The sequence below is a fragment of the Burkholderia sp. E168m22 genome, assembly GCF_001319805.1.
In the GTDB taxonomy this organism is placed as follows: domain Bacteria; phylum Pseudomonadota; class Gammaproteobacteria; order Burkholderiales; family Burkholderiaceae; genus Burkholderia; species Burkholderia orbicola.
Genome location: NZ_BBSK01000032.1, coordinates 38265 through 51908 on the forward strand (window position 1 = coordinate 38265; position 13644 = coordinate 51908).

The following is a 13644-nucleotide window of genomic DNA, read 5'->3' on the forward strand; positions in this document are numbered from 1 at the left end:
GCACCATGAACGAAGAAATCCTGATCAACCTCACGCCGCAGGAAACGCGCGTCGCACTCGTCCAGCAAGGTGCGGTGCAGGAGCTTCACGTCGAGCGCACGCTGTCGCGCGGGCGGGTCGGCAACATCTATCTCGGCAAGGTCGTGCGCGTGCTGCCCGGCATGCAGTCGGCGTTCATCGACATCGGCCTCGAACGCGCGGCGTTCCTGCACGTCGCCGACATCTGGCATCCGCGCCTCGCGGGCGAGCCGCAGTCGGGCGCGCCGCACCAGCCGATCGAGAAGATCGTGTTCGAGGGCCAGACGCTGATGGTCCAGGTGATCAAGGACCCGATCGGCACGAAGGGCGCGCGGCTGTCGACGCAGGTCAGTATCGCGGGGCGCACGCTCGTCTACCTGCCGCAGGAGCCGCATATCGGCATCTCGCAGAAAATCGAGAGCGAGGCCGAGCGCGAGGCCGTGCGCGCGCGCCTGACGGCCGTGATCCCGCCGGACGAGAAAGGCGGCTACATCGTGCGCACGATCGCCGAGGATGCGACCTCCGACGAACTGGCCGGCGACGTCACGTACCTGCGCAAGACCTGGGCGACGATCGTCGCACAAGCGCAGCGTCTACCGGCGACGAGTCTGCTGTATCAGGATCTCGATCTCGCGCAGCGCGTGCTGCGCGATTTCGCGAACGACGACACGACGCGCATCCAGGTCGACTCGCGCGAGACGTACCAGCGCCTGTCGGAATTCGCGGGCGAATTCACGCCGGCCGTGAGCCCGAAGCTGCATCACTACACGGGCGAGCGGCCGCTGTTCGACCTGTACAACATCGAGACGGAGATCCAGCGCGCGCTGTCGCGCCGCGTCGACCTGAAGTCGGGCGGTTACCTGATGATCGACCAGACCGAGGCGATGACGACGATCGACGTGAACACGGGCGGCTATGTCGGCGCGCGCAACTTCGACGACACGATCTTCAAGACCAACCTCGAGGCCGCGCATACGATCGCGCGGCAACTGCGGCTGCGCAACCTCGGCGGGATCATCATCATCGACTTCATCGACATGGAGAACGCCGAGCATCGCGACGCGGTGCTGTCCGAGCTGAAGAAGGCGCTGTCGCGCGACCGCACGCGCGTGACGGTCAACGGTTTCTCGCAGCTCGGGCTCGTCGAGATGACCCGCAAACGCACGCGCGAATCGCTCGCGCACGTGCTGTGCGAACCGTGCCCGACCTGCCAGGGCAAGGGCCAGGTGAAGACGTCGCGCACCGTGTGCTACGACATCCTGCGCGAAATCCTGCGCGAGTCGCGGCAGTTCAATCCACGTGAGTTTCGCGTGATCGCCGCGCAGCAGGTGATCGACCTTTTCCTCGACGAGGAGTCGCAGCATCTGGCGATGCTGATCGACTTCATCGGCAAGCCGGTGTCGCTGCAGGTGGAGTCGAATCTGAGCCAGGAGCAGTACGATATCGTGCTGATGTAACCTTCCGCCCATCCGCCGCCGGCATCGCCGCGCGGCGCCCCGATGCGGCGTCCGGGCCGTTCGCGCATGCCGCGCCGGCGCCGGCCGCCGCCCTTTCATTGACCCTTTTCGCATTCACCACACACCATGAGCCAAGGCCACAACCGCCGCCAGCGCAAGAAACTCCACATCGGCGAATTCCAGGAACTCTCGTTCAACGCCACCGCGCATTACCGCAATGAAATGACCGACCTCGAGCGCGGCCAGTTGATCGATGCGTTCATCGACTTCGTCGAAGCGAACGGGCTGCTGACCGTCGCGTCCGCGGACGAAGGCATCGGCGCGTACGTGATCTCCGGCGCGCCGCGCGGCACGACGACCGACGCCGACCGCGAACTCGTGCGCGGGTGGCTGGCCGCCCGTCCGGAACTGAAGGACGTCCAGGTCAGCGAATTCGCCGACGCGTGGTATCCGGACGCCTAATTTTCCGGTTTCACGCTGTTTCAGACAGCAGCCGCGCCTGCGCCGCGTCCGCCGAATGGCCATGATTGCGGCAGGCGTTGCGGCGCGGTTGCCGCGGTCCGCGGGCCTCGGCTCGTTGAGCCAGGGGCCCCGCGGCAGCGGCGCCGGCGCCCGCATCGTCGTCGATCAGGCACCGCAGCCGGGCCTCCAACCCGCGTCCGATCCCTTCCTTTTCCCGACGGTCGGCCTGCAACAGGCCATCGAAGTCGGTCCTGAAAGCAAGACACGTTAAACTCTCACCTCGCGTGGTGCGCCGCCCGCACCCGCCATCCATCGCCAGCCGCGTGCCCTCGGGCCGCCCCCGACCCATGGAGTGAGTGTCAATGAGCGGCGGACTCCCGTTTCCCGCATCCCGCAAGTCGTTGCCGTCGTCGACGGTCTTCCTGATTCTCGCCGTCGCCGCGCTGCTGTCCGGCTGCGGGCTACTGCCTGTCCAGAACCCGCCCGCGCCGATCAGCGAGGCGCTCGTCGAGCCTGTCGAGGAGACCGCCGGCGAGCCGCTGACGATGCCGCCGGTGCCCGCGCCGACGCAACCGGAGGAACCGGAAGCGCCGAAGAAGCCGCACCGCGAGGTGACGCGGCCGAAGCCCGTGCAGCGTCCCGAATCGCCGACCCCGCCGCCGCCTCCGCCCCCGCCGATCGTCGCGACGCGCTCGCTCGACCGCACCCAGATCCACGCGCTGCTCGACAGCGAGGTCGCGCGCCGCAACGGCAAGGTCGTCGGCCGCGCGGTCGACATGGTGGTCGACGCGAGCGGCAAGCCGCGCGAGATGATCGTCAACCTGCAAGGCTTCATGGGCATCGGCGACCGCAAGGTCATCTTCCCGTGGAACGTGTTCCGCTTCACGCCGGGCGGCAAACAGGAGCCGATCGTGCTCGACGTGCCGTCGGGCGACCTGCCGCCGTCCGCGCGGCCGAAGGCCGTGCCGCTGTCGGGCTCGGCCGCGGCGTCGCCGGCGACGCGACTGCCGATGCTCGACAGCGACGTCGAGCGCCCGAACGGCACGAAGATCGGCCGCATCGTCGACGTGCTGATCGACCGCGGCGCCCAGCCGCAGGCCGTCGTGCTCGACCTCGGCGGGCTCGTCAATACCGACCGCCGCTCGATCGCCGCGAGCTGGGGCGCGCTGCGCTTCGTCACGCGCGACAAGGCGCTGCACCCGCAGCTCGACCTGAACGACGCCCAGATCAAGGCCTCGCCGCCGTACGCGGCCGACAAGCCGATCGTCGCGGTCTTCCCGCCCGTTGCCCCGGCCGCACCGGCCTCGTCTGCGAGTGCTACCCGATGACGATCAAGCATTCCGTCAGCGTGCGCAGTCTCCGGGCCCTCGACTGGCTCAACTTTTTCGTTGCAAACGTTCAAACCGGGTTCGGTCCGTTCATCGCGTCCTACCTCGCGTCGCACAAGTGGACGCAGGGCGAGATCGGCATGGTGCTGTCGATCGGCACGATCAGCGCGATGGTCAGCCAGGTGCCGGGCGGCGCGGCCGTCGATGCGCTGAAGAACAAGAAAGGCGCGGCCGCGTGGGCGATCGCGGCCATCATCCTGTCCGCGGTTCTGCTCGCGTCCAGCCCGACGATCGTGCCGGTGATCGCCGCCGAGGTGTTCCACGGCTTTGCAAGCTGCATGCTGGTGCCGGCGATGGCCGCGATCTCGTTCTCGCTCGTCGGTCGCGCCGACCTCGGCGACCGGCTCGGCCGCAACGCGCGCTGGGCGTCGATCGGCAGTGCGGTCGCGGCGGGCCTGATGGGGCTCACCGGCGAATACTTCTCCGCGCGCGCGGTGTTCTGGCTGACCGCCGTGCTGGCGCTGCCCGCGCTGTTCGCGCTCGCGATGATCCAGCCGACGCACCAGGTGATTCCGCAGTCGTCGAAGCCTGACGAGCTCGACGAAGCCGGCGAGCGCGAAACGCTGCTCGAACTGCTGCGCGACCGCCGGATGCTGATCTTCGCGGCCTGCGTCGTGCTGTTCCACCTGTCGAACGCCGCGATGCTGAACCTCGCGGCCGGCGAAGTCACGGCCGGGATGGGCGAGAACGTGCAGCTCGTGATCGCCGCGTGCATCATCGTGCCGCAGGCGATCGTCGCGATGCTGTCGCCGTGGGTCGGCCGCTCCGCGCAGCGCTGGGGGCGCCGGCCGATCCTGCTGCTCGGCTTCTCCGCGCTGCCGGTGCGCGCGCTGCTGTTCGCCGGCGTCAGCAGCCCGTACCTGCTCGTGCCGGTGCAGATGCTCGACGGCATCAGCGCGGCCGTGTTCGGCGTGATGCTGCCGCTGATCGCGGCCGACGTCGCGGGCGGCAAGGGCCGCTACAACCTGTGTATCGGGCTGTTCGGGCTCGCGGCCGGGATCGGCGCGACGCTCAGCACGGCCGTGGCCGGCTACGTCGCCGACCACTTCGGCAACGCGGTCAGTTTCTTCGGGCTCGCGGCCGCCGGCGCGCTCGCGGTGCTGCTGGTCTGGCTCGTGATGCCCGAAACGCGCGTCGAGAACGGCGATGCGACGGCCGACGAACCGGCGGCCGCGTCGCCCGAACAGGCGCATTGACGGCGGCGCGCCGCCCGCTACCCGCTTCTTGGCCGATGCACGATGGATACGATCAGGACTCTCAACGAAGCCCGCCAGCAGATCCAGCAGTCGATCTTCGATCTGTTCAAGGGGTTGTCATTCAGCGAACGGCTCGCGCAAGGCGGCCTGATGGCGCTGCAGGCCGTCTGCGGCGCGTGCCTCGCGTATGCGATCGGCCGCGCGATGCATAGCGAGCAGGCCGTGTGGGCGGCGATCACCGCGATCGCCGTCACGCAGCACAACTACTCGGACACGATGTCGCTGTCGCGCGACCAGTTCATCGGCGCGATGGTCGGCGGCCTCCTCGGCTTCGCCGGCGCGGCGCTGGGCGGCGATCGCCTCGTCGCGTATGCGATCACGGTCGCGGTCGTGATCGTCTGCTGCTGGTGCCTGAACATCGGCAGCGCCGCGCGGCTCGGCGGCGTGACCGCGACGATCGTGCTGCTGTTTCCGGGCAACGGCCCGCTGTGGGACGTTCCGCTGATCCGGTTCGGCGAAGTGACGCTCGGCACGGTGTGCGCGCTGGGTGTGTGCTGGGTGATGTCGAGAATCGAGCGGCGCTGGTTCCGCCGCGCGGCGGCAAAGTGACGCGGCGCCGGGCGACGCGCCCGGCAGCCGGATGAACGTTCGGAAAGCGGCGTCACGGTGATGGACCGGGTGACGGACCGCGCGACGGCCCCGGTTACGGACCGACCCGCAGCACGATGCCCGAGCCGATCTGCACGAGCAGGTAGTCGCCGCCGACACCGACCCAGTGATAGCCGCGCGGCGGCGGACTCAGGCGGTAGCCGCGCCAGTCGTCGACCACGTACTGACGATCGCGGAATTCGTCCGGCAGCCGGTCGCCCTTATGCCAGTCGCGGCGCGGCCCGTCGGCCCAGCGCGGCGGTACGTCGTCGTCGCGATGCTTCGCCTGCCCGGGCGGCACGTGTTTCGGGCCATGGCCGCGCTGCATGCCGTGGCCGCCGCGGTCATCGCGATTGTCGTGGTTGCCGTGATCCTGCGCCATCGCCGCGGTGGCGGCGCAGCCGGCCGCGATCCATGCGGCCAGCATCATGCCGTGCATCCTCTTCATTGTCCTTCCCTCCGTGGTATCACGTCGAACAAGAAACGACCGGGACTGCCCGATGAAGACTAGCACACGGCATCGCGGCCGCATGAGCGCGCGTCACGCCGCCTGCTGCTGGTACTGGATCCGGTGCAGGTGCGCGTAGAGGCCGCCGTGGCGCAGCAGTTCGTCGTGGCTGCCCTCCTCGACGATCTTGCCGGCCTCGAGCACGAGGATGCGGTCCGCGCGCTCGATCGTCGACAGCCGGTGGGCGATCACCAGCGTCGTGCGGCCTTCCATCAACCGCTCGAGCGCAGCCTGCACGTGGCGCTCCGACTCCGAATCGAGCGCCGACGTCGCTTCGTCGAGGATCAGGATCGGCGCGTCCTTGTAGATCGCGCGCGCAATCGCGAGTCGCTGGCGCTGGCCGCCGGACAACCGCATCCCGTTGCCGCCGACCAGCGTATCGAGCCCGTCGGGCATCGCGGCGACCGCATCGGCGAGGTTCGCGGCCTCGAGCGCGGCCTGCACGCGTGCGCGGTCGGGTGTCTGCCCGTAGGCGACGTTCGCGGCGATCGTGTCGTTGAACAGCACGACGTCCTGGCTGACCATCGCCATCTGGCTGCGCAGCGCGTGGAGATCGTAGTCGGACACCGGCACGCCGTCGACCAGGATCGTGCCGTCCGTCGGGTCGAAGAAGCGCGGCAGCAGGTTCACGAGCGTCGTCTTGCCGCTCCCGGACGGGCCGGCCAGCGCGATCATTTCGCCGGGCGCGACCTTGAACGAGATACGGTCGAGCGTCGGCCGTTCGGCCGCGCCGTAGTCGAACGACACGGCGCGGAACTCGATCTCGCCGCGCGCCTGCGACAGCGGCCGCCCGCCGCCCTGCGGCTCGGCCGGCTCGTCGATCAGCCCGAAGATCAGCTCGGCGGCCGTCATCCCGCGCTGCAGCGGCTGGTTGACGTCGATCAGGTGCTTGAGCGGCGAGATCACCAGCAGCATCGACGTGACGAACGCGACGAAACCGCCGACCGTCGTCTGGTCGTTCGACGACTGCACGACCGCGATCGTGATCACGACCGCGAGCGCGATCGACGCGAGGAACTGCGTGAGCGGCTGCGCGAGGCCGCCCGAGATCGTCATGCGCATCGCGTAGCCGCGCAGGCGCTTGCTCATCGTCGTGAAGCGGTCCATCTCGTACGCTTCGCCGTTGTGCACCTTGACGACCTTGTAGCCGCCGACCGTCTCCTCGACGATGTACGACAGCTCGTTGGTCAGCGTCTGGTGCTCGCGGTTCAGGCGGCGCAGCCGGCGGTTGATCTTGCTGACGAGCCAGCCGATGCCCGGCAGGATCACCGCGACGATCAGCGTGAGCCGCCAGTTCAGATAGAACAGGTAGCCGAGCAGGAAAATCACCGTCAGCGAATCGCGCACGAGCGTGACCATCACGCCCGTCAGCACCGACAGGATCTGGTTGACCTCGAACACGATCGCGTTGATCACCGTGCTCGCGGTTTCGCGCTGGAAGAACGACGCGCCGGTATGGATCATCCGCTGGAACATCTCGAGCCGCAGCTGCAGCAGGATGCGGTTCGATACGTAGTTGAGCAGGTAATTCGATGTGTACTGCGACACGCCGCGCACCAGCGCGAGCCCGATCACCGCGATCGGCACGTACCATTTCGCGCTGTCGCTGCCGTGCGAGCCGAAGCCGTGGTCGAGCAGCGGCTTGAGCAGGGCCGGGATACCGGCCTCGGTGGCCGCGACGACGCCCATCGTCACCACGGCGAGCACCACGATGCCGATGAGCGGCCGGATGTACGGCCACAGGCGCTTGAGGACCGTCATCGGCGAGGTGCCGGTGCCGTCCATCGGTTTGCGAAGAGTGTTCTGGGTTTCCAAGGCAATCCTTCTTGAGCCGCGATGCGGCGCCCGGCACGTGGCCGCCCGGGTGTGCGCCCCTGTCGGGCGGGTGCCGAAAAGGGCTCAACATTATAGCTGTACCGCCCTCGCCGGCACGGCCGTTGTCGAGACGGCCGCCGGCCGGGCCGCAGGTATACTGCCGCTCACCGTTTTCTCCGCCTTTCCGACGATTTCATGGCTGAACCCACCCTCGGCGTCGCCCTCATCGCCCTCAACGCATCCGCGCGACTCGCGCAGTGTCTCGATGCGCTGTCGTTCGCCGACGATGTCGTCGTCGTCGACGGCGGCAGCACCGACGATACCGTCGCGATCGCGCAGGCGCACGGCGCACGCGTGATCGTCGAGCGCGACTGGCCGGGCTTCGGCCCGCAGAAGAACCGCGCGCTCGACGCGCTCGGCACCGACTGGATCCTGTCGCTCGATACCGACGAAATCGTCACGCCGGAACTCGCGCGCTCGATCCGCGACGCGATCCGCGCGCCGGCCGCGCAGGTCTATGCGCTCGACCGGCTGTCGAGCTTCTGCGGCCAGTGGATCCATCACAGCGGCTGGTATCCGGACTGGGTGCCGCGGCTGTTCCGGCGCGGCACCGCGCGGTTCTCGGACGACCTCGTGCACGAGCGCCTCGTGTTCGATACGGCCGCGCAGCGCCTGGCCGGCAAGCTGATGCACTACTCGTACGAGGATTTCGAAACGGTCGTGCGCAAGCTCGACGCGTATTCGACGGCCGGCGCGCGCCAGCGCCGCGCGGCCGGTCAGCGCGGCGGCTTCGGCAAGGCGCTCGGCCGCGGCGCGTGGGCGTTCGTGCGCACTTACGTGCTGCGGCGCGGGTTCCTCGACGGTCGCGCGGGCTTCATGATCGCGGTGTTCAACGCGGAAACCGTGTACTACCGCTTCCTGAAGCTCGGTCACGAACCGGTACGCTAGGGCCTGTTCACGCCAATAACGGGCTTGCGAACGTGCCCTGGGCGAGCGCCCGGCGCACGGCCGCCCGGCGTTACAATGCCGGGTTGCGCGCACCGCGCGTACCCGCCCGAGCGGCTGCGCCGCGCGCCACGACGACCACCGATTCCGACCACCATGTTCTCCATCATCATTCCGACCTGGAACAACCTGCCGTACCTCAAGCTCGTCGTCGACAGCCTGCGCCGGCACTCCGCGTACGACCACCAGATCATCGTGCACGTGAACGACGGCTCGGACGGCACGCTCGACTGGGTGCGCCACGAAGGGATCGAGCACACCGCGTCGCCGGCCAACATCGGCATCTGCCATGCGGTCAACCTGGCCGCCGCGCGGGCCACGCGCGACTACGTCGTCTACATGAACGACGACATGTTCTGCTGCCCGGGCTGGGACACGGCGCTCGTGCGCCACATCGAACAGATGCCGACCGACCTGTTCATGCTGTCGGGCACGATGATCGAGCCGGTCGACACGCGCAATCCGTGCGTGGTTGTCAGCAATTTCGGCCGCGACGCCGAGCAATTCGACGCGGCCGGCCTGGTCGCCGCGACCCCGAAGCTGGCACGCCCGGACTGGCTCGGCTCGACCTGGCCGCCGACGCTCGTGCACCGCGACTGGTGGAACCGCATCGGCGGCTACAGCAGCGAGCTGTCGCCGGGCATGAGCAGCGACAACGACTTCTCGATGAAATTCTGGGACGCCGGGTGCCGGATCTTCGTCGGCGTCGGCGACAGCCTCGTGTACCACTTCCAGCAGAAGAGCACCGGCAAGATCGTCAAGAACGACGGCCGCCGCCAGTTCCTGAACAAATGGGGCATGACCCAGGCGACGTTCGACCGCTACTACCTGCATCGCGGCGAGCCGGTCGGCACGCAGATCGCGCTCGATACGCCGGCTGTGGAAGGCCGCCTCAAACGCGCGCTGTTGCGCTCGCGGATCAAGCGCGCATTCAGCTGATCCGGCCCCGAAAACCGCACGGAAAGCCGTCCTGCTTCGCGTATACTGCGCCGTTCGTCCCGGCTCTCTCGCCGGGATGCGCGACGCGGCACGGTGCACGATGTCCGCGAGCCGCATTCGTCCATACGACAGGTTCCGATGCTTTCGTTTTCCGCTCCCGCCACGCGGCGCCTGACCGCCGCCCGCGCCTTCGCCGTCGCCGCGCTCTGCATGGTGCCCGTCTCGACGGCGCTGACCAACGTGTTCTGCGGGCTGTTCGCCGTGGCGCTCGTGATCTCTCCCGAATTCTGGCGCGACCTGCGCTCGTTCGTCACCGACCCGGCTTCGCTCGCGGCACTGCTGATTCTGGCCGCGCTGGCCGTGAGCGTCACCTATACGGTCGCGCCGCATGACAAGGCGTGGAACTGGGTCGCGAAGTACGACAAGCTGTTGCTGCTGCCGTTCGCCGTGCTCGCGTTCCGTCATTCGAACTGGGCGCCGATCGTGCGGCGCTGCTGGTTCGGTACGCTGTGCGTGATTCTGCTGCTGTCGACCACCAACTACCTCGGGCTCACCGCGATCGGGCCGGCGCATGCGACCCAGTTGCCGCTGTCGCGCGCCTGGGTGTTCAAGAACCACATTGCGGCCGGCATGTTCGGCGCGCTGCTCTTCTACCAGGCGGCTGATCTCGCGCTGGCGACCCGCACGCGGCTGTCCCGTGTCGCCTATGCGGGCATCGCCGTGTGGTCGCTCGTCAACGTGTTCGTGATGCTGCAGGGACGCACGGGACAGGTCATCGCGCTGTTGCTGATCCTCGTCGTCGCGATACGTTTCGTGCTGTTGCTGCGCCGGCAGTCCGCACTGCGTGCAGGGCTCGCCGCCGGCACGCTCGTACTGGCGGGCGTCGCGCTCGTGGTGGCTGCATGCACGGTTCACAACGGCCGGCTGACGAAGGTCGTGACGGAAGTGCAGCAATACCGGCAGAGCGATGCGGCCACGTCAACCGGCCTGCGCCTCGAGTGGTACAAGAAGGGGGGCGAACTATATCGCCAGCGCCCCGTGATCGGTTACGGCGCGGGCGGCCTCGAATCCGAATTCGAGAAGCTCACGGCCGGCAAGACGGCCGCCGAAGGCCAGCTCACGTCGAACCCGCACAACGAATATCTGCTGATGGCCGTGCAGCTCGGCACGGTCGGCCTGCTGCTGTTCGTCAACCTGATCGTGCAGATCGCGCGCGGCAGCCGCGCACTCGATCCGCGCTCGCGACACCTGCTGCTCGCGTGGCTCGCGATCTTCGCGATCGGCAGTCTCGCGAATTCGCTGCTGCTGGATTTCGCCGAAGGGCACCTGATCGTGCTGCTGGCCGGCATCCTGCTCGGTTGCGGCGAACGCAGCGAAGCACTGCCGCGCGAAACGTCGGCGATCCGGCGCAGCGTGTAACGCACGCCTGCCTACGTTCCGCGGCCCGCCCACCCGGTTCGGCGGCGGCGGACATCCGCCCCGTCGATGCCTGAGAGCCGCGCGGCGCTCCGCGAAACAAACTCCTGCTGACGAAGAAAGGCGCGGGTCAGTCGGCCCCGGCACGGCGCAGCCGCGACGTGTCGACGATGACGTCGGCCGGACCCGGCGGATTCAGCCCCAACATCTCGGCTGCCGCGGCCTTCACGCGCTGCGCATCCAGATGGACGAGGCAGTCGCTGCGACTGTCGACGTGACGCTCGCAGCCTTCGTGGCGGCACGGCACGCAATCTCCGTCCCCCTGCAGCAGCCACACGTTTGCGTGCCGCCCCGAGCCGCGCAGCGCCCACGGATTCTCGGTCGCAGGCCAGTGCTGCGGCCACGGCCCCCAGCGCACGGGGTCGGACGGCCCGAACAGTGCAATCGTGTCGGTGCCCGTCGCGGCCGCGACGTGCGTCGCGCCGGTGTCGGGCCCGATGAACAGCCGCGCGCGCCGCACGAGCTCCGCGCTCTCGCCGAACGTCAGGCGGCCGACCAGGTTCAACACGTCGCCACCCGCCTCGGTCGCGACCTGCTCCGCATACTCGCGCTCGCGGTCGGCCGGGCCGCCCGACAGCGCGATCGCGAAGCCCTGCTCGCGCAGCCAGCCGATCATTTCGACCCAGCCGTCGAGCCGCCATTGCTTGTAACGGAACATCGGATACGGATGCAGCACGACCAGCGGCTTGCCGGCGCGGATCGCCGGCGACTCGGCGAGCCACGCGTCGAAACGCGCGCGCCGCGCCGGATCATCGCCGATGCCGGGCGCGACGACCTCGGACACCGGCTCGATGCCGAGCACCGGCGCGAGTGCCAGCGTACTGACGACCGTATGGGCAGATTCGTGGTGATTGATCGCGATCCCGTTCAGCATCATCCGCGTCAGCCACGTGACGCGATTCGGGTCGACGAGGCCGACCCGTTTGCGGCCGGCGAACCAGCTATAGAAACGCGGCCGGTCGGAACTCAGCGCCGCGCATGCGAGATCGTAGCGGCGCCACATCGACAGCGCATCGCGTAGCCGCTCGCCAAATCCCGCGCGCTGCGCGACCACGATCACGCGCCGCACGTCCGGATTGTGCTCGAGCACGCCCTCGGTGCCGCGAAACACCAGCATGTCGATCTGCGCGTCCGGCCAGCGGGCCTTCAGCGACCGTACGAGCGGGGTCGTCAACAGTACGTCGCCGATACGGCGCGGCGCGGCAACGAGAATGGTTCTGGGCGGACGGGCGGAAGAAAACAGGGCCACGGCGATCGTCTGGCTGGCTGAACAAGGCTGGCAATGTACAGGATTTTGCAGCAGCCGGCGCGGCGTCGCGCGCCGGCGATGGAAGCGGCCACGATGCGGCCCGATCGTGACGTGTCGCGCGGTACGCGAGCGGGCCGTTCGTGCCGCGCTACGAAGCGATCGTCGCGATCGTGGGCGCCGTGGCGGCGGCCGGCTGCACGCGCGCCGCGGCGGCCGGCGCTTCGTCGCGTTGGCCGGCCTGCGACAGCAGGTGGCGCACCGCACGCTCGACCGCATCGACACCGATCGCATCGACGGTCCGACCCGCGCGCAGGATCACGTGCGGCACGCCTATCGGATGCCAGCGCAGGTATTTCTCGGGACGGTCCTCGAACAGGGCAGCCACCGGTACGCCGAGCGCCGACGCAAGATGGACGGGCGCGCTGTCGGCCGAGACGATTGCATCGAGCAGGCTCGCGGCCGCCACGAGATCGGCGACCGACGACGGCGCGACATGCCGCGCATTCACGTCGCGCCATCCCTCGCCCTCGATGGCCTGACCGATGGCCGGATCGCGAAACACGATCACATCCGCGACGGGGGCAAGCCGCTCGCCGAGGTCGCGCCAGCGGTCGGCGGGCCAGCGGCGCTCGACCGCCTTGTTCGACACGAACAGCCCGACGCGCGGCTTCGTGCGCGCGCCGAGCAGGCGATGCCACGCTTCCTGCCGCGCACGATCGGGATGGACCGACAGTTCGAGACCATCGAGATCGGCGCAGCCGAGTTCGGGCACCAAGCGGAAACCCGACAACGCCTCGTGGCACATCGGCCGCTGCGCGACATGCTCGGGCTTGCGATCGTCGAATTCGGTCTCGGCATCGTGCCAGCGGCAATCCTTCGCGCGAAGCTGGCGCGCGAACTGCATGCTGCTGCGATGCATGCCGCCGTTCGGCACGATCACGAGGTCGAACCGCAAGCGGCGCAGGCGGCGCACGAGTCGCAGCCGGTCGAAGAATGCGCGCATCCGCCCGGGACGGTCGTTGCGCTCGCACTGGCGGCTGTACACGTAGGTGTGGATCGTGTGCACGTCCGGGTTTCCGGCCAGCGCGGCCGCGTTGTAGCGGTTCGCGACCACATGTAGCTCCGCGCCCGGCCAGCGCGCCTTCAGCGCGCGGAGAAACGCCGTCGTGCACAGCATGTCGCCCAGAAAATCAATCCGGATCACGAGGATCCGCTGCGTCGGGTTCCCATTGGCCATGGTCATGTGGTGACAATCCGTTTTTATCGTCGCGGCGGGCCGTTCCACGGCATCCTGATCCGCGGGCCTGCCCTGCCGCAGGTCGCCGCACGCCGCATCGATCCGCCCCTGTTTACGCGCGCACTGCCGGCGCCGCTCGCCGTGCGAACCCGCGGCAGGCGCCGCGTTCGGACGGTTAGCGCGGGATTGTATAGCGTCCGGAGGGCAAGCCCAAGCGCCCGATTACCCTTGGACGACGTCAAAACG

13 protein-coding genes are annotated in these 13644 nt (G+C 68.7%); 9 read left to right on the forward strand and 4 right to left on the reverse strand.

All coding sequences use genetic code 11. The features are described 5' to 3' along the window. Nucleotides 1–5: 5 nt before the first annotated feature. The 6 genes from rng to AP428_RS09160 all read left to right on the forward strand — a co-directional run bounded on the left by rng (nt 6) and on the right by AP428_RS09160 (nt 5130). On the forward strand, nt 6–1475 hold the full coding sequence (rng, locus tag AP428_RS09135) for a ribonuclease G (protein ID WP_011545847.1): 1470 nt from the start codon (nt 6–8) through the stop codon (nt 1473–1475). A gap of 126 nt (nt 1476–1601) precedes the next feature. After that, a complete protein-coding gene (locus tag AP428_RS09140) occupies nt 1602–1937 on the forward strand; it encodes a YggL family protein (RefSeq protein ID WP_006478219.1) in 336 nt (111 codons plus the stop codon). 55 nt (nt 1938–1992) lie between these two features. Continuing rightward, nucleotides 1993–2208: a hypothetical protein gene (locus tag AP428_RS09145; RefSeq protein WP_027806452.1), complete on the forward strand. Its 216-nt coding sequence runs from the start codon at nt 1993–1995 to the stop codon at nt 2206–2208. Nucleotides 2209–2299: 91 nt separating this feature from the next. Continuing rightward, nucleotides 2300–3265 (forward strand): PRC-barrel domain-containing protein, encoded by a 966-nt coding sequence (locus tag AP428_RS09150; protein ID WP_054928029.1) that lies wholly within the window; start codon nt 2300–2302, stop codon nt 3263–3265. After that, nucleotides 3262–4521 carry an MFS transporter gene (locus AP428_RS09155; protein ID WP_011545849.1) on the forward strand — a complete coding sequence of 420 codons (1260 nt, stop codon included), beginning with the start codon at nt 3262–3264 and terminating at the stop codon, nt 4519–4521. The genes AP428_RS09150 and AP428_RS09155 overlap by 4 nt, the downstream gene beginning before the upstream one ends. 42 nt (nt 4522–4563) lie before the next feature. Continuing rightward, nucleotides 4564–5130 carry an aromatic acid exporter family protein gene (locus AP428_RS09160; protein WP_027806451.1) on the forward strand — a complete coding sequence of 189 codons (567 nt, stop codon included), beginning with the start codon at nt 4564–4566 and terminating at the stop codon, nt 5128–5130. 94 nt (nt 5131–5224) lie between these two features. Here AP428_RS09160 and AP428_RS09165 read toward each other — a convergent pair whose 3' ends face one another. Continuing rightward, on the reverse strand, nt 5225–5617 hold the full coding sequence (locus tag AP428_RS09165; protein WP_012328932.1) for an RcnB family protein: 393 nt from the start codon (nt 5615–5617) through the stop codon (nt 5225–5227). A 93-nt stretch (nt 5618–5710) separates the two neighbouring features. After that, nucleotides 5711–7462, reverse strand: coding sequence for a lipid A export permease/ATP-binding protein MsbA (msbA, locus tag AP428_RS09170; RefSeq protein ID WP_011694340.1), 1752 nt, complete (start codon nt 7460–7462; stop codon nt 5711–5713). Nucleotides 7463–7687: 225 nt separating this feature from the next. Between msbA and AP428_RS09175 the strand changes: the two genes are divergently transcribed. The 3 genes from AP428_RS09175 (at nt 7688) to AP428_RS09185 (ending at nt 10855) form a co-directional block, all read left to right on the forward strand. Then, the gene (locus tag AP428_RS09175) at nt 7688–8440 is read left to right on the forward strand and encodes a glycosyltransferase family 2 protein (RefSeq protein WP_012328934.1); all 753 of its coding nucleotides are present in this window, start codon (nt 7688–7690) and stop codon (nt 8438–8440) included. Nucleotides 8441–8593: 153 nt separating this feature from the next. After that, nucleotides 8594–9436: a glycosyltransferase family 2 protein gene (locus AP428_RS09180; RefSeq protein ID WP_054928030.1), complete on the forward strand. Its 843-nt coding sequence runs from the start codon at nt 8594–8596 to the stop codon at nt 9434–9436. Nucleotides 9437–9574: 138 nt separating this feature from the next. Further along, nucleotides 9575–10855: an O-antigen ligase gene (locus AP428_RS09185; protein WP_054928031.1), complete on the forward strand. Its 1281-nt coding sequence runs from the start codon at nt 9575–9577 to the stop codon at nt 10853–10855. A gap of 127 nt (nt 10856–10982) precedes the next feature. Here the strand turns inward: AP428_RS09185 and AP428_RS09190 are convergent, their stop codons facing one another. Both AP428_RS09190 and AP428_RS09195 read right to left on the reverse strand, forming a co-directional pair. After that, nucleotides 10983–12161: a glycosyltransferase family 9 protein gene (locus AP428_RS09190; RefSeq protein WP_054928032.1), complete on the reverse strand. Its 1179-nt coding sequence runs from the start codon at nt 12159–12161 to the stop codon at nt 10983–10985. 148 nt (nt 12162–12309) lie between these two features. Continuing rightward, complete coding sequence (locus AP428_RS09195) at nt 12310–13398, reverse strand: glycosyltransferase family 9 protein (protein WP_054928033.1); 1089 nt, start codon at nt 13396–13398, stop codon at nt 12310–12312. Nucleotides 13399–13644 lie beyond the last annotated feature (246 nt).

Bases quoted from the DNA above. Each gene is read 5' to 3' on its own strand.
- rng (WP_011545847.1), top strand. From the start codon at position 6: ATGAACGAAGAAATCCTGATCAACCTCACGCCGCAGGAAACGCGCGTC.
- AP428_RS09140 (WP_006478219.1), top strand. From the start codon at position 1,602: ATGAGCCAAGGCCACAACCGCCGCCAGCGCAAGAAACTCCACATCGGC.
- AP428_RS09145 (WP_027806452.1), top strand. From the start codon at position 1,993: ATGGCCATGATTGCGGCAGGCGTTGCGGCGCGGTTGCCGCGGTCCGCG.
- AP428_RS09150 (WP_054928029.1), top strand. From the start codon at position 2,300: ATGAGCGGCGGACTCCCGTTTCCCGCATCCCGCAAGTCGTTGCCGTCG.
- AP428_RS09155 (WP_011545849.1), top strand. From the start codon at position 3,262: ATGACGATCAAGCATTCCGTCAGCGTGCGCAGTCTCCGGGCCCTCGAC.
- AP428_RS09160 (WP_027806451.1), top strand. From the start codon at position 4,564: ATGGATACGATCAGGACTCTCAACGAAGCCCGCCAGCAGATCCAGCAG.
- AP428_RS09165 (WP_012328932.1), bottom strand. From the start codon at position 5,617: ATGAAGAGGATGCACGGCATGATGCTGGCCGCATGGATCGCGGCCGGC.
- msbA (WP_011694340.1), bottom strand. From the start codon at position 7,462: ATGGACGGCACCGGCACCTCGCCGATGACGGTCCTCAAGCGCCTGTGG.
- AP428_RS09175 (WP_012328934.1), top strand. From the start codon at position 7,688: ATGGCTGAACCCACCCTCGGCGTCGCCCTCATCGCCCTCAACGCATCC.
- AP428_RS09180 (WP_054928030.1), top strand. From the start codon at position 8,594: ATGTTCTCCATCATCATTCCGACCTGGAACAACCTGCCGTACCTCAAG.
- AP428_RS09185 (WP_054928031.1), top strand. From the start codon at position 9,575: ATGCTTTCGTTTTCCGCTCCCGCCACGCGGCGCCTGACCGCCGCCCGC.
- AP428_RS09195 (WP_054928033.1), bottom strand. From the start codon at position 13,398: ATGGCCAATGGGAACCCGACGCAGCGGATCCTCGTGATCCGGATTGAT.